A 22,750-nucleotide genomic window follows, 5' to 3' on the forward strand; every position below is an offset into this window, starting at 1 on the left:
CGCCTTGCCCGTGTTGGCGGCGACATTAGGCGACGGCGCCCGCGCCTGTAAAGGCGGCGAATGGCACGCGCCTTGTTGACATGAGGAACGCGTCATGCAATGCGAAACACATAAACGCCGCCAGCCATGGAATCCCCTGTGCCAGCCCAAGGCTTCGACAATGCTCCTTGGGGGACCTCATGCAACGCAGCACACACGCGCGGCTCACGCGCGGCACCAGCCTTCTGGCCATCACCATCGCGGCGGCGCCCGCACTGGCACAAGAGGGCAGCCCGACCTATGATCTGGGCGCGCTTTACATCACCGGCGAGAAGGTCGAACGCGACCTGAAGGACACCGCCTCGTCGGTGACGCTTTATACCGGCGAGCGGATCGAACGCGAAGACGCGGGCAAACCCAATGTGCAGGCCGTGATCGCGGGCACGCCCAACGTGGTCTATTCCGAAAACGTCAGCACGCCGATCATTCGCGGCAACAATTCCGAGGGGCCGCATACCGGCGCAAACGCGTTCTTCGGCGGGACGGTGCCGCGGGCGACGATCAACCTGGATGGCCAGTATCTGGATTACAACGCGTTCTATTTCGGGGCGACATCGGCCTGGGACGTGGGCAGCATCGAGGTCTATCGCGGCCCCCAGACCACATCGCAAGGTGCCAATGCCATCGGCGGCGCCATCGTCGTGAACACCAACGATCCCACCTTCGAACGCGAGGGCGCCTATCGGCTGGAATTCGGCGATTATGGCCAGCGACGCGGGTCGCTGATGCTGAACACCCCACTGGGGCCGGATTTCGCCGCGCGTCTGGCGCTGGACTACAGCGCGCGCGATACCTTCATCGACTATAACGGCACCGCCTTTGTCCAGAACGAGATCGGCCAGGATTTCGAAACCTTCAACGGCCGGGCCAAGCTGCTTTGGGCCCCGTCCGAGATCGACGGGCTGGAGGTCATGCTGACCTATAGCCGCACCGACAGCACCGCGCCCAGCTCCGAAGGGGCCTCGCCCGATTACGAGGATCTGGACTCCATCACCATGTTCATGCCCGGCTGGGATCAGACATCGCACACCGCGATCCTGGATGTGGGCTATGATTTCGGCACGTTCAAGCTGGACAACAAGACCCAGTGGAACACGCTGGATGTCGACCGGCGCGTCGGCATGGCCGGGGCCGGTGACGCCGATATCGAGCGCGAGAACTGGAGCAACGAGACAACGCTGACCTTCGGGGACACCGCCGACACGCTGAGCGGGGTTGCCGGGCTTTACTATGCGCGCACCACGCAGGACGACATCCTGGATCAGGGCGGCATATCGACCTTTGCCGATGAAAAGCACAACCTTGGCCTTTATGGCGAGGCAAGCTGGCGTTTTGCCCCGCGCTGGACCCTGACCGGCGGACTGCGCTATCAGCGCGACGAGATCACGCGCACCGGCGAGGTCTCGCCACTGTTTGCCAACAGCGATCTCGACTATGACGAGACATTCGAACAGATCCTGCCCAAGGTCTCGCTGGCCTATGACGTGACGCCCGACTGGACCGTCGGGGCGCTTGTGTCCAAGGGGTACAACCCCGGCGGTGTTTCGCTGGATTTCGTGTCTTCGAAAGAGTGGGAAGACTACGATGCCGAGACCGTCACCAATCTGGAGCTGTTCACCCGCGCCAGCCTGCTGAACGACCGGCTGTTCGTCAGCGGCAACCTGTTCCATGCTACCTATGACGATTACCAGTACAACGTGACGCAAACCGTGGGCGGCACGACCTATATCCACACGATCAATGCGGACAAGGCCAAGGCCTGGGGGCTGGAGCTGGCCGCCGACTGGCAGGCGACCGACGCGCTGCGGCTGAATGCCGGGCTTGGCCTGCTGGAGACCGAGATCACCGGCTTTGACGACGCACCGGGGTTCGAGGGCAATGAATTCGCCCGCGCGCCGGGGCGGACCCTGACGCTGGGCGCCGATTGGGCGGTCACGGATCGGTTCAATCTGGGCGGACAGATGCGCTATGTCGATGGCTATTATTCCGACACCGCCAACAGCGATATCTATCAGGTCGGGGGCTATACGCTGGTCGATCTGCGCGCCAGCTATGCGATCAATGACGGCGTGCAGCTTTACGGCTTCGTCAACAACATCTTCGACGAACGCACGCCGGTCCTGAAACAGGCCGCGCGCGGTACCGTGCCGTTCACCCAGGCGTCGATGACCTCGCCCCGGATGATCGGGATCGGCATCGAAGGGCGGTTCTAATCCGCGCGGTGGGGGCGTTGCGATGAAACGGCACGAACAGCTTTGCATCGGCATGTCGCTTGCCCCGACCTGGCTTTCGGGCGACGGCTGGCGCAGGCCGGACAGCGGGATCGCAGGGCTCTTCTCGTCGGAATTCGCGACCCGCATCGCCCAGCGGGCCGAGGCTGCGCATCTGGATTTCGTCTTTCGCCCGGATGCCAGCGCGCTGCCCGTCGCGCCGCTGGAACAAAGCTTTGGCTTTGCCAGCCTGGACCCGACCCTGATGCTGGCATCGCTGGTTCAGGCAACGTCGCAGATCGGGCTGGTCACCACGATTTCGACCACGTTCACCCATCCCTATACGATTGCACGGCAGCTGATGTCGCTGCATTGGATGAGCCGTGGCCGCGCGGGGTGGAATGTGGTGACCGCCCTGGCGGGGCATGAAAATTTCGGCCTGTCGGACATGCCCTCATCGGCGGAACGCTATGCCCGCGCGGCGGAATACGTTCAGGCGGTTCAGGCGCTCTGGGACAGCTTCCCGGCCGAGGCGCTGCTGATGGATGCCGGAACCGGCCGCTATGCCGACACGACGCTGATCCGGCCCGCCGATCACGCGGGCCCGGTTTTCGACATCGCCGGGCCGCTCAACATCCCGACCTATCCCGGCCCGCGCATCCCGGTGATGCAGGCCGGGGCGTCGCCGGGGGGGGTCGCGCTGGCCGGCCAGATCGCCGATATGGTGTTCGGCCAGACGCTGGACAAACCCACCGCGCTGGAAACATCCGCGCGGCTGGGTGCCGCCGCGGAACAGGCCGGGCGCGCGCCCGGCGCGGTGCGGCTGCTGCCGGGGCTGAGCCTCTATCTGGCCGAAACGCGGGACGAGGCGCGCGCGCTGTTCCTGGCGACGCAGGCCCGCGTCACGCGCGAACAGCGGATCGAACGGGTCCGCGTCGCCACGGGGCTGGACCTGAGCGATTGGCGCGACGATGCGCGGGTCACGGTCGCGGACCTGCCCGCCGATCACCAGCCCCGCCTGCCCGCACATCGCGACATCCTGCACGCGCTGATTGCCAGCGACACGCCCACCGTCGCGGATCTGCTGGCGCGGCCAGAGGTTCTGGCGTCCGTCCACTGGCAGGTGATCGGCACCGTCGACGATGCGCTTGCCATCATCGCGGACTGGTTCGACGCGGGCGCCATCGACGGTTTCGTGGCCGTGCCCGGCGGTTCCTGGGACTGTATGGAGCGGGTTCTGGGCCAGCTGATACCACGCCTGGCGCAGGCCGGTCTGTTCCGCAGCCGCTATCACGGGGACACGCTGGCCGATCACCTGTCGGATTGACGCCCCCCTGCCCCGCGCATAAAAAGACCCGCCATCACGGGCGGGCCCTTCCAGGTGGTCGCAGTTTGGCGATCAGGCGGGCTGCAATGCCGCGAACCGTTCATAGCCATAGCATTTCTGGGCCATATAGGGCAGGTGCAGCGGCAGCGTGCCGGTCATGTCATACAGGTCATCCTGGATCACCGCGTCGCCCGACACCGCCGCCGAAACGATCGACGGCTCGGACGTGGGAAAGAACCAGACCGTCCCGTCGCTGGCGCGGAAGACATCCATGCGCACGACCTCCAGCCCGACATGGCCCGCCGGCGGCGCATAGGTCATGCGTTCGCTGTTGACCGTCTCGGTCTCGACCTGCTTGCTGAACTCAGATTGCGTGGTCACGCTCAGCCCGAAGGTCATGCTGGCCTTGGCGGTGAATTCACCCACGGCGGCGCTGCTTTCGGTGGTGTGTTCGATGCTGGTCACGGTTTCCAGGAAGGTGCGCGAGGCGTTCATCTTCGACACCCGGCTGGATTCGAAGCTTTCGAATGTCTGGCCCTGCGGAATGACGCTGGTCACGGCGATGGCGCCGCTTTCGATCAGGGCCGATTCCGTGTAATCGGCGATATAGCGCGCCCGCAGTTTGAACAGCATATGGCCCACATTGCCGCCCAGCCCCAGGATGCGCACGCCTTCCAGCTTGGTGACTTTCGCGGTCTTGTCGTTCAGCGTCCCAACCCGCAGGCCACGCCCCAGGCTGGTGGTCAGATCGACACCATAGATCCGCCGTTCCTTGCGTTTCTTGTGATAGCCTTCGTGCACGACCAGCTTGTTGATGTATTCATCCTGCTGCAGGTCCAAAACCAGGCTTTCGCTGCCCTGCTTGTCGCCATGGCGCGAGCCGTTCAACAGGACGGCCTCGACCATATTGCTGGCGCGAAACCCGATCGAGCGGACGGCCTGAATGTCGAAATCGGTGCCGTGATCGCCACCAATGGCAATTGTCTGAATAGTCATCTTGATACAATCCGTTTGCTGTAATGCGGTTCAGGGTTCATCAGGACCGGCATTGCACCGGCCTTGTGATCAGATGACGTTTCGCGATGCGGAATTATTCGCGCTAAAGGCGAGTTATTTTGCAAATGACCTCCGGGACCCCCGCCCCACCACGTGTAGGCGCCACCGCCCCCCTCGACAGATCGATTAGCCCTGTGTTCCCGCCGGAATTTCGGGCAAGAATGACCGCGACCGGATATGGATGGACAAGGGTGATGGCGCCAGAACTTCCCAGATTGCTGAGCGAATACATGACGCTGGCCCAGGACCGGTTGCCCGACGCGGTCACGGCCTATTTCCTGAATGGGGCGGGCGCAGAAACCACAATGCGCCGTAACCGCAGCGATCTGGACCGGGTGGAACTTCTGCCGCGCGGATTGTGCGACCTGCGGGGCGGGCACACGCGCCTGCGGCTTTGCGATCAGGATATGGCAAGCCCGATCCTTGTCGCCCCGATGGCGTTCCAATCCTTGCTGCATCCGGACGCCGAGCGCGGCACCGCTGCCGCCGCCACCGCCCAAGGGCTGGGCATGGTCCTCAGCGCGCAGGCCAGCCAGCCCATGGAACGGGTCCGCGCGGCCGGGGACGGTTGCAGTTGGTTCCAGATCTATTGGCAGGGCAGCCGTGAACAGACCCTTGCGCTGGCCGAACGCGCCGCAGCGGCGGGGTTCGGGGCCGTCACGCTGACCATCGATGCGCCCGTTTCCGGGGTGCGGGATCACGAGATCCTGACCGGCTTTCAACCGCCACAGATGCAGGATCTGCCCAACCTTGCCGGACTGTCACAGCCCCGGTTCACCCCGCTGTCCGAGGGCGAGTCCGCGTTGTTCGACCGGATCGCGCATATTCTGCCGGTCTGGGAAGATGTCGCCTGGTTCTGCGGCGCATCTCCCTTGCCGGTACTGATCAAGGGCATCCTGGCCGCCGATGATGCGGAACGCGCGGTCATGGCCGGGGCTGCGGGCGTGATCGTTTCAAACCATGGCGGACGGGTGCTGGATGGGGCGGTCTCGACGATCTCGGCCTTGCCCGGGGTCGTCGCCCGCGTCGATGGTGCCGTCCCGGTGCTGATGGATGGCGGCATCCGGCGCGGGGTCGATGTGTTCCGCGCGCTGGCCCTTGGGGCGCGGGCGGTCCTGGTGGGCCGCCCTGTGGCCTGCGGTCTGGCCGTCGGCGGCGCACAGGGGGCCAGCCACGTTCTGCGCCTGTTGCGCGACGAGCTTGAAATTGCGATGGCGCTGGCAGGCTGCGCGACGCTGGATCAGATCACACCCGACCGGGTGCGTCACCGGTTCGGTGCTAGCCCTTCTTGATGCTGTAATTCAGCGGGATCATCAGTGTGAAGCTGTCGCCCGACAGATGCCCGGGCGGGGTTGGCAGCTTGTCCAGATCATCGAACACTTTCAGCGCCGCCTGATCCAGAACCGGGTAGCCCGAAGAGGTTTCGACCGCGCGGCTGATCACATTGCCATAGCGGTCAATGGTGAATTTCACCCGCACCTCGCCCGCGATCCCTTTCTTGCGGGCGAGTTTGGGATAGGTCTTGGCCTTGGCGATCCGCAGAACGACGGATTTCTGCCATTCGGTGATCTGCTCCAGCTCCTCTGCGGTCAGCCCCTCGCTGCTGGCCTGAGCCTTGTCGGCCTGCGCCTCGGCCTCGATCCCCGAAACAGAGGCTTGCGCGGCATCGGCGGCGGTGGCGCCCAGGGAAGAGGGTTCTTCGATCTGTTCCTCCTTGAATTCGGCGGCGGTCTCATGCGCCGTTTCCTCGGTCTCTTCAACCGGGTCGGGCGAGGCGACGCCGAACTTCAGATCGTCTTCGGGATCGACATAGGGGGTCTGGTTCAGGATCGGGTCGTCATTGGCCTGGGCCGGGTCGACCGCTTCAGGGCTTTCGGTGACGGTCGGGGCCTCTTCGGCCTCGGCCATCTCGGCGCTGTCTTCGCCTGCATCCGATGGGGCGGCGATGATATCCGACAGATCGAACATAATGGCGCCCTGAACGCCTGTCTCCGTTTGCCGAAGCTCTGGCGGGGGCGCGGGCGCGCGGGACAGCAACAGCGCAGGCACCGTGAAATGCGCCCCGGCGCTGACCGCAACCGCCGTCAACGCCACAAGCGAAAAGCCGGTGCCACCGCGATAGGCCAGGCTCATCACTCAGGCTCCGGGGCCGATTGCGCGGGTTCGGCGGGGGTGGTGGCTTCGTCCAGCCCCACCAGCCCGACCTTCAGGTAACCTTCGGCGCGCAGCACGTTCATCACCGCGATCAGCTCGCCATAGGGCACCGATTTGTCGGCGCGGATGTAAAGCCGCTCGTCGCGGTTAAGCCGCGTGGCGATACCGACCTCCATCACCAGCGAGTCCAGCGTCGCGTCGGCCTCACCCACGGACAGGCTCAGATCCTCGGCCAGCGTGATAAACACAGGCTCCGAAGGGCGCTGCGGCGCCTCGGCCACCGCCACGGGCAGCTCGACCGGGATGTCGACCGTCGAAAGCGGCGCGGCGACCATGAAGATGATCAGCAGAACCAGCATCACGTCGATGAAGGGCGTGATGTTGATCTCGGCGTTTTCCACCAGATCGTCGCCGTCATCGGCGCCCAGACGCGCACCCATCTGACTACTCCGCCGCCTGGGGAAGCGGTGTGACCGGCTGGGTCTTGGCCGCATGCGCGGCCAGATCGAGGTCACGCGACAATGTGCGCTGAACCAACGCCGCCGCATCGCCCAGCATCACGCGATACCCGCCGATCCCACGCACCAGGAGGTTATAGAAAATGACCGCCGGGATCGCGGCCACAAGCCCGATGGCGGTTGCCAGCAGCGCCTCGGCGATACCGGGCGCCACGACGGCCAGGTTGGTTGTGTTGGTCTCGGCGATCGAGATGAAGCTGTTCATAATGCCCCAGACGGTGCCGAACAGACCGATGAACGGAGCCGTCGATCCAGTGATGGCCAGGATCGGCGTGCCCACGCCCATGCCGCGTGCCGCCCCGGTTTCGATCCGCGACAGGGCGCTTTCGGTGCGCTCCTTGATCCCGGCCGCGCTGGCATCGCCGGACCGCTCCCGTTCGGACAGGGCCGCGCGGACCATGCTGCCCAGAACGCCGCGCCGCCGGGCGAAGATCGCGCGCGCCGCGTCCAATGATCCTGCGCGCTCCAGCCGCGCGAAGTTCTGGCGCAGGCGTCGCTTCGCTGCCGCCAATGTCACCAGTTTGGCGATGAAAACGGCCCAGACCAGAACCGATGCCACGGCAAGCGAGATCATGACCGCCTTCACCACCACATCGGCGGCCAGGTACATGCCCACGGGCGACATGTGATCGTGCCCGGCCTCGGCCAGCCAGGCGCCAACGGTGGCGCGCCCGGCGGCGATCATGCCGTCGGCCTGTTGGGCCGCCGCAGGCGTTGCCAGCAGCGCGGAAAGGGGAAATATCAAACGGTGCACGGTTAAACCTCGGTCCATTGGCGGATCATGTTGTGATAGATGCCGGTCAGGCGCACGACCTCGGCGTCGTCGGTTCCCAGTCGCATCGCCAGCTCCTGGATCGTCTGGTCCAGATCGAACAGGATCGTGCGCTGTTCGTTCGAGCGAACCATGCTTTGCAGCCAGAAGAATGACGAAACCCGCGCCCCGCCGGTGACCGGCGTCACCTCGTGCAGCGAGGTCGACGGATAAAGCACCATGTCGCCCGCCGGCAGTTTGACCTGCTGCGTGCCGTAGTGATCTTCGACATAAAGCTCGCCGCCCTCGTATTCTTCGGGCTCCGAGAAGAACAGCGTCATCGACAGATCGGTGCGCAGCTGTTCGCCATTGAAGGGGTTGGTGCGAATGGCGTTGTCGACATGCACGCCGAAAGTCTCGCCGGATTCATAGCGGTTGAACATCGGCGGCAGAATGCGCTGCGGCAATGCCGCGGACAGAAACAACGGGGTCTGGCCCAGCCGCTGAAGGATCAGCTGCCCCAGCTCGCGCGCGGTGTCGCCGGTGGGCGGCAGTTGCCGGTTGTTCTTGACCTGGCCCGACTGTGCGCCTGCGGTCTTCTTGCCGTCTTCCCAATCGGCGGCATCCAGGCGCGCGCGGATCGCGCGGACCTCGTCCTTGTCGAAGACCCGGGGAATGGTGATCAGCATGCGCGCTCCGTTCTGCAAGGGGGCGGGGACGGCCATGATGCGCCGTCCCCGCCTGTGGGTAAAAAGACCTTAGAACTTCATTTCCAGCGCGGCCCAGATCTCGCGTCCGGGACCGACATAGGTGAAGGGCTCGCCCGAGCGATAGGCCGTGTCGTAGTAGGTCTCGTCGGTCAGGTTATCGACGCCGAAGCGCACTGCGGCGGTGTCGTTTATCTGATACGAACCCACCAGGTCGAAGGTCCAATAGGACGGCAGGCTGTTCTCGTTCGGAACGGTCGTGCCAAGATCGCGCTTGCCCATGAAGTTCGCCTGAACGCCAAGCATCAGCGTGTCGGTGAAATCATAGGTGGCCAGCAGGTTGAACTGTTCATGCGCGATGGTTGCCAGCGGCAGGCCGACCGCTTCGTCATCGTCGCTTTCCAGAACCTCGCTTTCCATGAACACCGCACCGCCGAACAAGCCGAACCGGTCCGACACCTTGCCCGCGACGCCCAGCTCGATGCCGCGCATGCGGTATTTCAGCGTGTCCTGCGTCACCGATGCACCGCGCGGGCCGATATCCTCGCGCGCATTGCTTTTGGTCGTCTGGAACAGCGCCGCGGTCAGCAGCAGATGCTCGTTCAGCTCGTATTTCGCGCCGAATTCATAGGAGGTGTTGCGCTCGGGCGCCAGGTCCTGGCCGCCCTCGTCAAGACCGCCGTAGGAGCCACCACCGGCTGCGATCTCCTGCCCCATCGGGTTGGTCGACGTGGCCGCCGCCGCATAGAAGCGCAGGTCCTCGCGCGGTTTATAGGTCACGCCAATATTGCCGTTCAGCATCGTGTCCTTGCGGTCATAGACATAGGCCGAACCGTCGCGGGCAAAGCCGCTGCGCTCGATATCATAATGATCGACCCGCAGGCCGCCATTGACCGTCCATTGCGGCGTCAGGTCCACCGTGTCCAACACATAGAACGACGCGGTATCCACGCGCGTTTTGGTGAAGGTGTCCTGCCGCACCGGCGAGGCACCGGCCCAACAATCCGACGGATCGGGATCGATCACCGAAACGGTACAACCCCGCTGACCTGCGGGCGGCTGGTAGTCTTCGGATGTCAGGTTGTCATAGCCGGTGTATTTCACATCCTCGCGCGACAGGCTCACCCCCGTCACCCATTGGTGGTTCAGACCCATCCAGTCCGATCGGCCCGCCAGTTCCAGGTCGTTCGAGATGACATCGGTTTCCTGATAGCGGCTCTTGAAGCTCAGCCCGACGGTCCAGTCCTCGGGGTTGGTCGAGCCGTTGTCGGTGACGCTGCTGGGGGCGGTCAGCACGAAATCGTTGATCGAGGTCGATGCCCGCAACGTGTTCGTCAACGTCAGATCGGGCGCGATGTCCCAGATCAGACGACCGGTGGCGATATGCTGTTCGACCTTCTGGAAATCCCGGCCGTCGACACCATAGAACGTGTCACGATCCACGCCGAATTCTGTGACCGGGCCATTGGGAATGTCGATGCCGTCGCCAAGATCCCCATCGGCGACATAGGGCACGCCCCAGTCCGGTGTCTGTTCGATCTTGGTATAGGTATAGTCCGCCTCGACCGTGACCGAGGGCGAGAAGCGATAGCGCAGCGCCCCGGCAAGACCGGTCCGATCATCCTCAACGTTTTCACGTCCAGCGATCTCGCCCTCCTGCAGCAGACCGTTCAGACGGAATTGCAGCTTGTCGTTTTCGCCCCAGTTGAAATCGATGGTCTGGCGCTTGGTGCCTGCGCTGGTGACCTTGGTCGTGGTGTGGAAGAAGTCGACATCCTGCGGCTTCTTGGACGCGATGTTCAGCGCGCCGCCGGTGGTGCCACGCCCGCCAACGGTGCCCGCCGGGCCCTTGATCACCTCGACCTGCTCGGTGTTGAAGGTCTCGTGCACCGAAATGCCGGGATCGCGCACGCCATCGACATAGATGTCGTTGTTGGCCTTGAAGCCGCGGATATAGATGTTGTCGCCAAACGAGCTACCGCCTTCGCCGAAACCAAGCGAGATACCCGGCGTGCTGCGCGCCAGTTCGCGGATCGACGTGGTACCGGTGGTTTCCAGCGTTTCCTGGGTGATCGCGGTCACGGTGCGGGGGATGTCCTTGACTTCGCCCGGCAGCTTGGAATTGGTCAGGCGGTCGGCCTTGAACGGCGCATCGGGGTCGGCGTTCGGGTTGGTGCCTGCGCGCGCGCGGGCCTCGGCGGCTGCGGCGGCTTCGGCAGCGGCGCGTTCGGCAGCCTCCTGTTCGGCGCAGACCGGCGTGCCGGCCAGTTCGGGTGTGCAGACCTGCGGCGCCTGTACCGTGCGTTGCGGTGCTGTCGCATTGCGCCGCGGCGTAGCCGCCGCGCGCGGTGCGGGTGCGGGCGCTTCGGTCGTTTCGACCTCGACCGTTGGCAGAACGATCACCCCGCCTTCGGTTTCCTGTCCATATGCATGTCCGGCAAAACAGGCGGCCGTCAGTGATGCACCGAAAAGTGTAGCCTTCGCGCCGTTACGGCCCGTCGGGGCCGCGTGCGACCCCTGTCTCAATGTGCGCATTTCCATATCCCTCGTTCAGTTTTTTGTTCCGCAACAGACAGAACGTTTTTGTACGAACTGCTGTCTGAACCGAGGTCGTGGATGGCGAATCGTAGTTGCGGGCTTTTAACCTACAAAATTTGTAAGAAAAAGCGAAAGCTTACTGGAAACCGGATGAAACCGCCCTGTTATCAAAAGCCTGCGCTCCCCGTGCCAAGACGGTTTTCAGCCCGGCAGTGCCGCCAGCAGCGCGGGGATCTGTTTCTTCAGCTTGAAGAACCCGCGGTCCGCATGTGGCCAGACCAGCGCGTCATAGGGGCGAAGCACCTGGTGCAGGGTGATCCCCTGGGCGCGCAGGGTCGCGCGGGCCTGATGCAGGCCGTCGGCCACGAACCCCGTCGGGACATGGGCGGTCACGACATCGCGCGTGCCCGCGCGGTGGGCCGCCTGGGCGATGGCCCGCCCCCACCCGTGGCCGACATGGGTGTCGCCGCCAAGCGCGTCGCAGGTCGCGCGGACAGCAGCCTGGGCAAATCCCGATGCCTGGGGCGAGACGATGCCCAGCATGCCCGCGTGATCCTTGCACCCCGGCAGCCCGTGCAGGCAGTCCTCCTCGGTCACCAGCCGCAGCATCCCCTGCCCGGCGACCACGCTGCGCGGGCGCAGCGGGGTCCGGTCATGCGCCACCCGTTCGGTCAGCGGGGCCGCCGCTTCGTTCAATTGTCCTTGCGGAAAGAAACGCCCACCGGTGAACCGCGCGATATTCTCGGCCGTCGCAAGATAAGGTTTTCCGCTGGTATGCAGCCCGGCCACCCAGCGCCAGCTGAGCGTGTTCGAGGCCGGATCGCCATCGCTCAGATTGTCCAGGAAAAACGCCGCGCCCAGTTCCCACGGCAGGCGCAGGGTGAAGATCCAGATCGACGCGAACCACATGCGCGCGTGGTTGTGCAGATAGCCGGTGTCGCGCAGTTCGTTGCACCAGTGATCGAAACAGGCGATGCCGGTCCGCGCATGGATCGCATCGGCGTAGTCGGCGGAGAGATCTGACTGGTGCTGAGCCAGCCCGTGCCGATAGGACGCCCAGACCGTCGGGTGCTGTTCCAGCCAGCCCTTGAAATATCCGCGCCAGAACACCTCCTGGATAAAGGACATCGCGGCATCGGCGGGGTGGTGGGACAGCACGGCCTCCAGCACCTCCCACTCGGACAACAGGCGATGACGCAACCAGGGCGAGATCTGCGCGGTGACGGATCGGGTTCCCGCCGACAGGTCGAAATTGCGCCCCTCGCGATAGGCGCGCCCGGCAGCGGGCAGGAACTCGGCCAGCCGCGACAGACCGGCGGCGCGGGTTGGCACGAACCTCATGGCTTGTCCGCCTTGTCCTTGGCCAGATGCCGGTCGCGGCGGCACCGGGCCGAGCAATACCTGACCTCGTCCCAAACGGTTTCCCATTTCTTGCGCCAGGCAAAGGGCCGATGGCAGACGACGCAGGTTTTCGTTGGCAGATTGGCTTTCTTCATGTGTCCCATCAGCTTGCGGCGGCGCCAAAGCGGCCCGCCGGCGCCCTGATCCGATTACGCGACAAGCCCGCCACCGGATCACCGGGCGCGGTGCGGCGCAGGGCCCGGGATTTCCCCGCGCCTTGTCTTCTGCGCCGCAAAACCCATTTTCCTTAGCGAAGGAGTGCACATGGATCGAAACACATCCGGCCTGCGTCATGCGCGCGTGATCGAGGGGCATCTGCAATGGCTTGACGGGTTCACCTCGGCCGCGCTTGGGGTGCTGGCGGTGGCGTCGGGCATCTATACCTATCTGGGGGTGCGGGGCCTGTTGGACGATGGCGGCGCGCTGTCGCTCTTTGCCTCGGTCGCCTATAGCGCGGCGGTGTCGACCGGCATCTTCGTCTTCTGGTCGTATCTGATGCGCCTGCTGCCCGCGATGCGCAGCGCGGCGTCGCGGTTGTGGCTGGTGGGGGCGATGGGGCTGGGATCGGCGGCGATTGTCGCGATGTCGTCTTGGCTGAACGCCGCCGCGTTGGCGGGGTCGGCAGCGGTCGAACAGCATCTGGCCCGCACGGTACAGGAATACCAGGCCTCGCTGGAACGCGCGCATGAGATCGCGTTGCAGGGACAGGCGCTGCGGCTGGATGTCGGGCGCACGCGCCAGGGGTTTCAGGACCTGTCGCAGCAAGAGGCCGTGGGCGGGCTGTCGGGGCTGGCCGGACGCGGCGCGGTCTTTCGCATCCTGACCCAGAAGGCCGATGAGCTTTCGGCGCTGGAGGAGCTGATCGCCGCCCAGGAAGCCCCCGTCGCCGCCGCCTTTGCCGAGGGCAACGCGATCCTCAGCCGGATGCGCGCGCTGACCGTGGCGCCGGGACCGGTCGATGATCGGGGCGTCGAATTTTCCGAGGAATCCGTGCGTCTGGCCGGTGTGATCACCGCGCTGCGCCAGCTGTCTGTCGCCGGGCTGGTGGACCGCACGGCGCGCGACCTGTCGCAATCGGTGATCATGCCGCAACTGGATGCCAGCGATGCGGGCGGCCAGGCCGCGCAGCAGGCAACGATCTCCTCCCTGCTCGAGGTGCTGGCCCAGCGTGCGCAGACGCTCCAGGCCGCCGCAGCCGAGGTGCTGGCGTTGGAGCCCGCGGCCGAGGTCGTCTATACACCCATTTCGACCGCCGATGCGGTGATCCGCTATGCGGGCAATTTCGCGCCGTCCTGGGCCGGGGCCATCGCGATTGACCTGTTGCCCGCCGTTCTGGTGTTGATCGTCGCGGTGGCGCAGGCGGCGATCCGGACGGGCCGCGAGCCCGCCACGCCCGAGGATGCCATGACCGTCGCCGAGCTGCGCGCCGCCGTCATCGCCCTGCGCCAGGTCGAGGCCGCCGAGGTGCGGGGCGTCGAGCCTTCCCAGCCCGAAGAGGAGGACGCGGACGAGGCATTCGGGCCGGTCCCGCTCAGGAAACCCGGCGGTGAGTGAGGGCAGCGCGCCGCGCGCGGCCACGCCGCATCGCCTGTTGCGTTGGCTTCTGGGGGGCCAGATCGGCATCGCGCTGTTGCTGGTGCTGTTCGACCTTGGCCCGGCCCTGCCGCGCATGTTGCAGCCGACATCTGCGCCCGAGCTGGACCAGCCCACCCGACCCGGCGACCAGACCCGCCATTACCGCCCGCGCGACCCGGCCAATCCCGGCCCGGGCATGAGCCCCGACATGCCGCGCCGGTTGATCGCCGAGCCTTTGCGGATCGACGACCAGGCCGCGCTGCATCTGCGCGGTGCGATCACCCCCGGCGACGGGGCGCGGATCGCCGCGGAACTGCGCCAGCAATCGCCCGCCATCGTGACGCTGGACAGCCCCGGCGGCAGCGTGACCGATGCGCTTGAACTGGGACGCACCCTGCGCGAGATCGGCGCGGAAACGCGGCTGCGCGACGGGGCGGTCTGCATGTCGGCCTGCCCTTATGTCTTTGTCGGTGGCACGACCCGCCGCGTGGCCGAAGACGCGCGGTTCGGCGTGCATCAGCACAGTTTCGGGGAATCCACCATCCTGCCCGCGTTTCTGGCGGTCGAGGATATTCAGCGCGGCCAGGCGGGGGTTCTTGATCATCTGGACGACATGGGCATCGACCTGCGGATCATGGGTCCCGCCATGTCGACCCCCGCAAACGAGATCTATATCCTGACCCCCGAAGAGCTGTCGGATTGGAACGTCGTCACCGACTGAACCGCACGCCCTAGCTGTCCAGAACGATCAGATCGCGCGCGGCCACCGAACAGGCCACATCGCTGCCGATCTTCGGCGGCGGCTGGTCGATGCGGTTGAACGTATCCAGCAGAATGGGCGCCCCGCCCCACCGGGTTTCGATGCGGATGACCGAGCCCAGAAAATGCACATTCTCGACCGGGCCGGTAAAGGTGATCTCGCGCCCGGAATCGGCGCCCAGGCGGATCGCCTCGGGCCTGAGGGCAAGCGGCACGGTGCCCGGCGTCAGCGCCCGGCCCAGCGTGACCTCGGCCTCGCCGATGCGCACGCGGCCATCAGCGGGCGCAAGCACCTGCCCGTCGATCAGGTTCAGACGGCCCACGAACTCGGCCACGAACCGGTTGGCGGGGGTCGAATAGATGTCATAGGGCGCGCCGACCTGCTGGACGATGCCGCCGCTCATCACCACGACGCGGTCGGAGATCGACAGCGCCTCTTCCTGGTCGTGGGTCACGAAAACGGTGGTGATGCCCAGACGGCGCTGGATCTCGCGGATCTCGTCGCGCAGGGAAATCCGGATCTGTGCGTCCAGCGCAGACAGCGGCTCGTCCAGCAACAGAACCTGCGGCTGTACCGCAAGCGCGCGCGCCAGCGCCACGCGCTGTTGCTGACCACCCGACAGCTGGAACGGGTAACGCGGGCCGAATGCGCCCAGCCCGATCAGGTCCAGCATCTCGGCCACGCGTTCCTTGCGCGCGCTTTTGGACATGCCCGTCACCCGTAGGCCAAAGGCGACGTTCTGCGCCACTGTCAGGTTCGGAAACAGCGCATAGGACTGAAACACCATACCCACATTGCGCTGGTTCGGGCGCAGGGCGGTCACGTCCTGCTCGCCGATGCGGATCACCCCGGCGGTGGGCGTCTCGAACCCCGCGATCATCCGCAACACGGTCGTCTTGCCGCAACCCGACGGCCCCAGCAGCGAGATGAACTCGCCCCGTTCGATATCCAGGTTGAAATCCTTGACCACCCGGGTCTGCCCAAAGGATTTCTGAAGCTGTGCGATTTGAAGAAATGACATCAGGACCTCTTGGCGCGGGCATGCGCGGAAAAACGGCTGAAGAATTGCATGAGCCCCATGCAGAACCAGGTGATCGAGAACGCAATGACCGCCAGCGCGGCGGGTTCATAGGCGCGGTTAGCACCGATCAGCTGCATGTATGGCCCGAAGGCGGGACGGTTCAGCAGGGCGGCCAGAACGAATTCGCCAATCACGATGGCAAAAGTCAGGAACGCGCCCGACATGATGGCGATCACCATGTTCGGCATGATGACCCGCGCCAGGATGGTGACCCAGCCCGCGCCCAGGATCTGCGCGGCCTCGGTCAGGGTGCGCACGTCGATGCTGCGCAGCCCGGTATCCACCGCGCGATACATGTATGGCAGCGACAGCGTGGCGTAGCCCATCATCAACAGGAAATCCGTGCCGCGGGCCGAACCGGTCAGCGGCAACCAGGACGAGGTGTTGTAAAGCCGGATATAGCCGAAGACGATCACGATGGGCGGAATGACCAGCGGCAGCAGGGTGATGAATTCGATCACCGGACGCAGGCGCGGAAAGCGCAGCCGCACCCAATAGGCCGTGGGCACCACGATCAGCACCCCCACCAGGATGGTCAACAGCGCCATAACGACGGAATAGCCAAATGTCTCGCGGAATTTCGGGTCCTCGAACACCCAGCGATAGGCGTCGAGCGAATATTCCCCCCGCCGCTTGCGCAGCGAAAACTCAAGCGTGCCGATCAGCGGCAGCGCGAAATAAAGCAGCCCCAGAAGGAAGGCCGCCCAGGACCAGAATTTCACCTTCATTGCGTCCACCTTTCGGTGCGCGCCCGCAGCCAGACATAAAGCCCGTTGGCTATGCCGGTCACGACGATCATGCCAAAGGCCAGCGCATAGCCCAGATGGGGGTCCTGCAACACGTCACCGCGGATCTGGGCGAACAGCACGATGGGCACGATCGACAGCGACGAGCCCGTCAGCGCATAGGCGGTCGCCACGGCCCCAAAGGCATTGGCGAAAAGCAGCGCGAATGTCCCCAGAAGCGACGGCGTCAGGATCGGCAGCACCACCATACGCCAGTATTGAAGACCCGTGGCCCCCAGAATATCCGACGCCTCGCGCCATTCCTTTTTCAGCCCGTCCAGCGCGGGGGTGATGATCAGCACCATCAGCGGGATCTGGAAGAACAGGTAGACCAGCGTCAGCCCCCAGAAGCTGAGCAGGTTGAACCCGAAGGCATAGATGTTCACCCCGAACCATTCGCGCAGCAGCACCGTCACCAGCCCCACCCGCCCCAGCGTGGCGATAAAGGCGAATGACAGCGGCACACCGGCGAAATTCGACGCGACTCCGGAAAAGGTCATTGCCGGGCCACGGATAAACTTCGGCAAGGCGCCCAGCGTGATCGACGCCGCGATGGCAAAGCCGATCAGGCAGCCCAGAAAGGCCGTGGCAAAGGAAATCCGGATCGAGATCCAATAGGCCGACAGGATCGACGGCTGAAACAGGTTGCGCACATTGGCCAGCGTCGCATCGCCCTCGGCCGTCTGGAACGCACCGACGACGATATACATCGTGGGCAGGATCAGGAACAGGATCGCGAAGATCGCGAAGGGGACCAGCCCCAGCCAGGCCAGCGGCAGCGCGTCGCGGCGCGTTTTCGGTTCGGTGATGGATGCCATGGCAAATGGCCCCACCCGGGTCAGACCGGATGGGGCAATGCGTTTATTGCACGTTCGCGCCGACGACGCTGTCCCAACCGCCGGTCACGACCGACTTGTTGGCGGCTTGCTCATCCAGCGTCGGGAAGGTCGCGGCCTCATACGCCTCGGCCGGGGGCAGCGCGTCCAGCAGTTCCTGCGGGATGGCGCCATTGGCGGCCAGGTCGTTGAAGCGGATCGGGTGGCAATAGCCTTTCAGCCAGCCCAGCTGGCCCTCGTCGGAATAAAGGTATTCCATCCACAGCTTGGCCGCGCTGGGATGCGGGGCATAGGCGCTGATCGCCTGGACATAGACGCCCGCGACGACGCCCGATTTCGGCACCACGACCTCGAGCGGCGGGTTGCCTTCCAGCGTGTCGCGCCAGGCCAGACCGTTATAGTCCCAGGCGATGACGATGGGCGTCGCGCCCTGCGCCAGCGTACCCGCCTTGCCGATGACCGGCACGAAATTGCCCGCCTCGTTCAGCGCCTTGAAGAAATCGAGGCCCGCCTGACCCGAACCTTCGCCCGCGGCACCGCCCTGGGCCATGCCCGCCGCCATCACCGCCAGGATCGCCTGGTTCGATGCGCGCGGGTCACCGGCCAGCGCAACCGCATTGGCGTATTCCGGCTTCAGCAGATCGCTCCAGTCCTGCGGCACGTTCTCGACCAGGTCGGTATTCACCACGAAGGACAGCACACCGTAATAGTCGCCGTACCAGTGGCCGTCAGCATCCTTGGCGCTGTCGGGGATCGTGTCCCAGGTGGCAACCTTGTGCGCCATGGTCAGGCCTTCGCCCTTGGCCTGGGGCCCGAATGCGAAACCAACGTCCAGCACATCGGGTGCCTGCGGGCCGGTATTGCCCTTGTTGGCGCGCACAGCTTCCAGTTCGTCCGCCGAACCCGCATCGGGGTTCAGTTCATTGACCTCGATATTGGGATATTTCGCCTTGAAGTTGGCGATCACGTCGCCATAGCCGCACCAGCTGTGCGGCAGCGCGATGGTCGACAGCATCCCCTCGGCCTCGGCCGCGGTGGCCAGCTCGGACATGTCCTGCGCCGCTGCCTGAGTCGCAGCCGCCGCCACAGCGAAGGCCGTGGCCTTCAGCATGGTTTTGATCTTCATTTCATTCTCCCCTGTTGAACGGCGCGCTAAATGTGCCGCTTTGTTTGGAATTTTTTTGACCTATCGGACGAATTTGACCCCAGCGCATGTCAGATGACAAGCACATTCCGCGCCAAAGACGCCAGCTGCACAAATCTCGTGCTTGTTTCGCCCGCGTTGGGCCGGGGCATGCCGCGCCACCGGTCATCGGGACCGGGGCGCGGATGGTTACTTGCCCTTCAGCGCCGCAGACAGCGCCGCGCCCAGAGCGCCGGTGGACGCCGCCCCCTGGGGCGAGGCGCTTTTGGGCGACCGCGACCTACCGCCCTTGGGCGCGCCTTTGGCGTCGTTTTTCTGGTCGGGGGCGGATCGCTGGCCACCATCCTTGCGCATGCTCAGCCCGATCCGCTTGCGCGGGATGTCGACCTCGGTCACGCGGACGCGGACCACATCGCCGGCCTTGACGACCTCGTGCGGGTCCTTGACGAACCGGTCGGCCAGCTGGCTGACATGCACCAGCCCGTCCTGGTGCACGCCGATATCGACAAAGGCCCCGAAGGCCGCGACATTGGTGACGGTCCCCTCAAGCAACATGCCGGGCTTCAGGTCCTTGATATCCTCGACCCCGTCGGCAAAGGACGCGGTCTTGAATTCGGGGCGCGGATCGCGGCCGGGCTTAGCCAGTTCGTCCAGAATGTCGCGCACGGTCGGCAGGCCGAACCGGTCATCGACGAAATCCTGCGCCCGCATCCCGCGCAGCGCCTCGGGCTGGCCCATGATGTCGCGGATATCGCGCCCGCAGGCCCCGACGATGCGGCGCGCCACGTCATAGGCCTCGGGGTGGACGGACGAGGCATCGAGCGGATCGTCGCCATTGCGGATGCGCAGAAAGCCCGCGCATTGCTCGTATGCGCGCGGGCCCAGCCCCGATACATCCAGCAGCCCCTTGCGCGAGGCAAAGGCGCCATGCAGGTCGCGATGCGCGACAATTGCCGCCGCGACCGACGGGCTCAGGCCCGCGATCTGCGCCAGCAGCGGGGCCGACGCCATGTTCAGGTCGACCCCTACGCCGTTCACCGCATCCTCGACCACGCCTTCCAGCGCCTGGGTCAGGCGGCGCTGGTCGACATCGTGCTGGTACTGGCCGACACCGATGCTTTCGGGCGGCACCTTGACCAACTCGGCCAGCGGATCCTGCAGGCGGCGCGCGATGCTGACCGCACCGCGCAGGCTGACATCCAGATCGGGGAATTCCCGCGCCGCCAGTTCCGATGCCGAATAGACGCTGGCGCCCGCCTCGGAGACCACAACCTTGGTGGGCTTGGCGCCCTCGATCAGCTTCAGCGTGTCGGCCACCATCCGCTCGGTCTCGCGGCTGGCGGTGCCGTTGCCGATGGCGATCAGCTCGATCCCGTGCCGCCTCACCGCCGCCGCGATCCAGGCCTGTGCCCCGCGCAGATCCATCTTGGGCTGGAACGGATAAAGCGTCGCGGTCTCGACCAGCTTGCCCGTCGCATCAACCACCGCCGCCTTGACGCCGGTGCGGATGCCGGGATCCAGCCCCAGCGTCGGTTTGCTGCCCGCCGGGGCCGCCAGTAGAAGATCGCGCAGGTTGCGGGCAAACACGGCGATCGCCTCTTCATGGGCGCGGCCGCGCAGATCGCCCAACAGGTCGACATACATCGTCAGCGACAGCTTGACCCGCCAGGTCCAGGCCGCTGCCGCGCGCAACCACTGATCTCCCGGCCCATCGCCCTTGATGCCGATTTCGGCGCACACGATGTCCTGCGCGCGCGCCGCCCCGGTTTCAGGGTCGGGTGCGATGTCGATGGTCACGATCTCTTCCTTCGCGGCGCGCAGGATCGCCAGCGCCCGGTGCGACGGGATCTTTGCCCAGGCCTCGGTATGCGCGAAATAGTCGGAGAATTTGACGCCCGCCTCTTCCTTGCCGGGCAGCACGCGCGCCGAAACCAGCGCCTCGGCCTGCATGAACTCGCGCAGGCGGCCCAGCAGGCTTGCGCATTCGGACAGTTCCTCGGCCAGGATGTCGCGCGCGCCGTCCAGCGCGGCGGCGGCGGTTTCGACCGCCTCGCTCACATAGCCTTCGGCCAATGTCGCGGGATCGGCGCCCCGGTCGGCTTCGATGGCGCGCAAAAGCGGCTCCAGCCCGTTTTCGCGGGCGATCATCGCCTTGGTGCGGCGCTTGGGCTTGTAGGGCAGATAGATGTCTTCGAGCGTCGATTTGGTTTCGGCCTGCGCGATCATCTTCGCCAGCTCGTCGGTCAGCTTGCCCTGCCCGCGGATCGATTCGACAATCGCGGCCCGGCGCTTTTCCAGCTCGCGCAGATAGGACAGCCGGTCGTTCAGCACCCGCAACTGCGTATCGTCCAGACCGCCTGTCACCTCCTTGCGATAGCGCGCGATGAAGGGCACGGTCGCGCCTTCGTCCAGAAGCGCGACGGCCGAAGCGACCTGTTTCTCGCTGGCGGCAATCTCGGTGGCGATGGTGCGGGCAATACGGTCGGCTGTGTGATCCAAGGGCGTTCTCCTGCTCGTCGGAAGACCGGTTTACCCAAGCCCCGCCGCACCGCCAAGACCCGAGTGACATCATCGCGTGCGAAAGGCGCGGGTCTGCCGACAGACGGATCAGGCAAGCTGCCCCTGCCGGGCCACGGCGCGCCCCCGGTCCAAAAAAATTCAATCCGCAGAATAATTCCGGCTTCCCATGCGTAAAGGTCACGAGTGATGCGCGCCTTTGCCTTGCAAGAAGCATGTGAAATTGAAGCCAAGGACTTGAAATCATTATGAATAACATGACGCCAGACAACAAATCCACGACCGAGGCGCAATATTCCGTTTCCCCAGGATTGGCAAAGCGGTTGGCGTCGCTGGATCTGTCCCTGGCGTTTTCATCCTATCAATCGGGACTTCTGTACCTGGCCGGGGTCAAGCCCGATGGCGGGATCAACATCCATCAGATGGCTTTTCCGCGCCCGATGGGGGTGCATCGGCACGGCGCGCACGGGCTGTCGATTGCGGCGGGGGATCAGATCCTGCACCTGCAGAACGTGCTGGATCCCGATGAGCGGATGAACAGCATCTTCGACGCGGGCTTCATGCCACGCCAAAGCGAGTTTACCGGGCATCTGGACCTGCACGATCTGGGCATTGATGCCGACGGCCGGTCGATTTTTGTCAACACCCGCTATAACTGCCTGGCGACGCCCGATGCGCGCCACAGCTTTGCCGAGGTTTGGCGCCCGCCCTTCATCACGGCCCAGGTGGACGAGGACCGCTGTCACCTGAACGGCCTGGCGATGCAGGATGGCACGCCGCGCTATGTCACCGCGGTCAGCCGCTCCGACACGGTCGATGGCTGGCGTGACCGGCGCATCGATGGCGGCATCATCATGGATGTGCAAACCAATGAAATCGTCTGCCAGGGCCTGTCGATGCCGCATTCCCCGCGCCTGCATGACGGGCGGCTTTGGGTGCTGAATTCCGGCAAGGGCGAACTGGGCGAGGTGGTCTTCGACGACGACGGGCACGGCCGGTTCGTGCCGCATGTCTTCTGCCCCGGGTTCGCGCGCGGTCTGGCCATTCATGGCCGCTTCGCCTTCGTCGGTTTGTCCAAGCCACGCTACAAACGGTTCGAAGGGCTGGAGCTGGACGCCCGCCTGTCCCAGGCCGACAGCGCGCCCTGGTGCGGGATTCAGGTGATCGACCTGACCACAAAGACCTGTGTGGACTGGCTGCGCATTGATGGTGCCGTGGCCGAGCTTTACGACCTGGAGCTTTTGCCCGGTCATCTGTGCCCCCTGGCCATTGCGCCCGGCACGGCCGAGGCAACGTCGCTGATCACGACTGCCAAAGCGCATTGATCCAAAAACATCAAAACAGACCAAAA

Annotated in this window: 19 protein-coding genes; 6 read left to right on the plus strand and 13 right to left on the minus strand. The window is 65.0% G+C overall.

Annotated elements, in window-relative coordinates; translation table 11 throughout:
- Positions 1-179 precede the first annotated feature (179 nt).
- Together CLM60_RS19180 and CLM60_RS19185 are read left to right on the plus strand one after the other, a co-directional pair.
- The gene (locus CLM60_RS19180; RefSeq protein ID WP_095590668.1) at positions 180-2,252 is read left to right on the plus strand and encodes a TonB-dependent receptor; all 2,073 of its coding nucleotides are present in this window, start codon (positions 180-182) and stop codon (positions 2,250-2,252) included.
- A 22-nt stretch (positions 2,253-2,274) separates the two neighbouring features.
- Positions 2,275-3,576 (plus strand): NtaA/DmoA family FMN-dependent monooxygenase, encoded by a 1,302-nt coding sequence (locus CLM60_RS19185; protein ID WP_095590669.1) that lies wholly within the window; start codon positions 2,275-2,277, stop codon positions 3,574-3,576.
- A 72-nt stretch (positions 3,577-3,648) separates the two neighbouring features.
- Here the strand turns inward: CLM60_RS19185 and CLM60_RS19190 are convergent, their stop codons facing one another.
- Positions 3,649-4,572, minus strand: coding sequence for a jacalin-like lectin (locus CLM60_RS19190; RefSeq protein WP_095590670.1), 924 nt, complete (start codon positions 4,570-4,572; stop codon positions 3,649-3,651).
- Between the two features lie 254 nt (positions 4,573-4,826).
- On the opposite strand from CLM60_RS19190, the gene CLM60_RS19195 reads away from it, so the two are divergent.
- Positions 4,827-5,924 carry an alpha-hydroxy acid oxidase gene (locus CLM60_RS19195; protein WP_095590671.1) on the plus strand — a complete coding sequence of 366 codons (1,098 nt, stop codon included), beginning with the start codon at positions 4,827-4,829 and terminating at the stop codon, positions 5,922-5,924.
- Here CLM60_RS19195 and CLM60_RS19200 read toward each other — a convergent pair.
- From CLM60_RS19200 to CLM60_RS19230, 7 genes are all read right to left on the minus strand, one after another.
- Complete coding sequence (locus tag CLM60_RS19200; RefSeq protein WP_095590672.1) at positions 5,911-6,765, minus strand: energy transducer TonB; 855 nt, start codon at positions 6,763-6,765, stop codon at positions 5,911-5,913. The genes CLM60_RS19195 and CLM60_RS19200 overlap by 14 nt on opposite strands.
- Positions 6,765-7,226, minus strand: a complete 462-nt coding sequence (gene exbD, locus CLM60_RS19205) for a TonB system transport protein ExbD (RefSeq protein WP_095590673.1) — start codon at positions 7,224-7,226, stop codon at positions 6,765-6,767. Before exbD ends, CLM60_RS19200 begins: the two co-directional genes overlap by 1 nt.
- 4 nt (positions 7,227-7,230) lie before the next feature.
- Positions 7,231-8,058, minus strand: coding sequence for a tonB-system energizer ExbB (gene exbB, locus CLM60_RS19210; protein WP_245848495.1), 828 nt, complete (start codon positions 8,056-8,058; stop codon positions 7,231-7,233).
- 2 nt (positions 8,059-8,060) lie between these two features.
- Entirely contained in the window at positions 8,061-8,744 is a 684-nt protein-coding gene (locus CLM60_RS19215) for a Fe2+-dependent dioxygenase (RefSeq protein WP_095590675.1), read from the minus strand.
- Between the two features lie 69 nt (positions 8,745-8,813).
- The gene (locus CLM60_RS19220; protein ID WP_245848497.1) at positions 8,814-11,165 is read right to left on the minus strand and encodes a TonB-dependent receptor; all 2,352 of its coding nucleotides are present in this window, start codon (positions 11,163-11,165) and stop codon (positions 8,814-8,816) included.
- A gap of 336 nt (positions 11,166-11,501) precedes the next feature.
- On the minus strand, positions 11,502-12,641 hold the full coding sequence (locus CLM60_RS19225) for an FAD-binding domain-containing protein (RefSeq protein ID WP_095590676.1): 1,140 nt from the start codon (positions 12,639-12,641) through the stop codon (positions 11,502-11,504).
- Positions 12,638-12,796 carry a DUF2256 domain-containing protein gene (locus tag CLM60_RS19230; RefSeq protein ID WP_095590677.1) on the minus strand — a complete coding sequence of 53 codons (159 nt, stop codon included), beginning with the start codon at positions 12,794-12,796 and terminating at the stop codon, positions 12,638-12,640. The genes CLM60_RS19225 and CLM60_RS19230 overlap by 4 nt, the downstream gene beginning before the upstream one ends.
- A 169-nt stretch (positions 12,797-12,965) precedes the next feature.
- Between CLM60_RS19230 and CLM60_RS19235 the strand changes: the two genes are divergently transcribed.
- Both CLM60_RS19235 and CLM60_RS19240 read left to right on the plus strand, forming a co-directional pair.
- Entirely contained in the window at positions 12,966-14,255 is a 1,290-nt protein-coding gene (locus tag CLM60_RS19235) for a hypothetical protein (RefSeq protein ID WP_095590678.1), read from the plus strand.
- Positions 14,248-14,997: a COG3904 family protein gene (locus CLM60_RS19240; RefSeq protein WP_095590679.1), complete on the plus strand. Its 750-nt coding sequence runs from the start codon at positions 14,248-14,250 to the stop codon at positions 14,995-14,997. Before CLM60_RS19235 ends, CLM60_RS19240 begins: the two co-directional genes overlap by 8 nt.
- Positions 14,998-15,007: 10 nt before the next feature.
- Here the strand turns inward: CLM60_RS19240 and CLM60_RS19245 are convergent, their stop codons facing one another.
- The 5 genes from CLM60_RS19245 to CLM60_RS19265 form a co-directional block, all read right to left on the minus strand.
- Complete coding sequence (locus CLM60_RS19245) at positions 15,008-16,057, minus strand: ABC transporter ATP-binding protein (protein ID WP_095590680.1); 1,050 nt, start codon at positions 16,055-16,057, stop codon at positions 15,008-15,010.
- Complete coding sequence (locus CLM60_RS19250; RefSeq protein WP_095590681.1) at positions 16,057-16,845, minus strand: ABC transporter permease; 789 nt, start codon at positions 16,843-16,845, stop codon at positions 16,057-16,059. Before CLM60_RS19250 ends, CLM60_RS19245 begins: the two co-directional genes overlap by 1 nt.
- A complete protein-coding gene (locus CLM60_RS19255; RefSeq protein ID WP_095590682.1) occupies positions 16,842-17,720 on the minus strand; it encodes an ABC transporter permease in 879 nt (292 codons plus the stop codon). Before CLM60_RS19255 ends, CLM60_RS19250 begins: the two co-directional genes overlap by 4 nt.
- Positions 17,721-17,763: 43 nt before the next feature.
- Complete coding sequence (locus CLM60_RS19260; protein ID WP_095590683.1) at positions 17,764-18,864, minus strand: ABC transporter substrate-binding protein; 1,101 nt, start codon at positions 18,862-18,864, stop codon at positions 17,764-17,766.
- A 207-nt stretch (positions 18,865-19,071) separates the two neighbouring features.
- A complete protein-coding gene (locus CLM60_RS19265) occupies positions 19,072-21,381 on the minus strand; it encodes a Tex family protein (protein ID WP_095590684.1) in 2,310 nt (769 codons plus the stop codon).
- A gap of 275 nt (positions 21,382-21,656) precedes the next feature.
- Between CLM60_RS19265 and CLM60_RS19270 the strand changes: the two genes are divergently transcribed.
- A complete protein-coding gene (locus CLM60_RS19270; protein ID WP_217983308.1) occupies positions 21,657-22,724 on the plus strand; it encodes a TIGR03032 family protein in 1,068 nt (355 codons plus the stop codon).
- Positions 22,725-22,750 lie beyond the last annotated feature (26 nt).

Origin of the sequence: Actibacterium ureilyticum, from assembly GCF_002285435.1 — a bacterium.
In the GTDB taxonomy this organism is placed as follows: Bacteria; Pseudomonadota; Alphaproteobacteria; order Rhodobacterales; family Rhodobacteraceae; genus Actibacterium_C; species Actibacterium_C ureilyticum.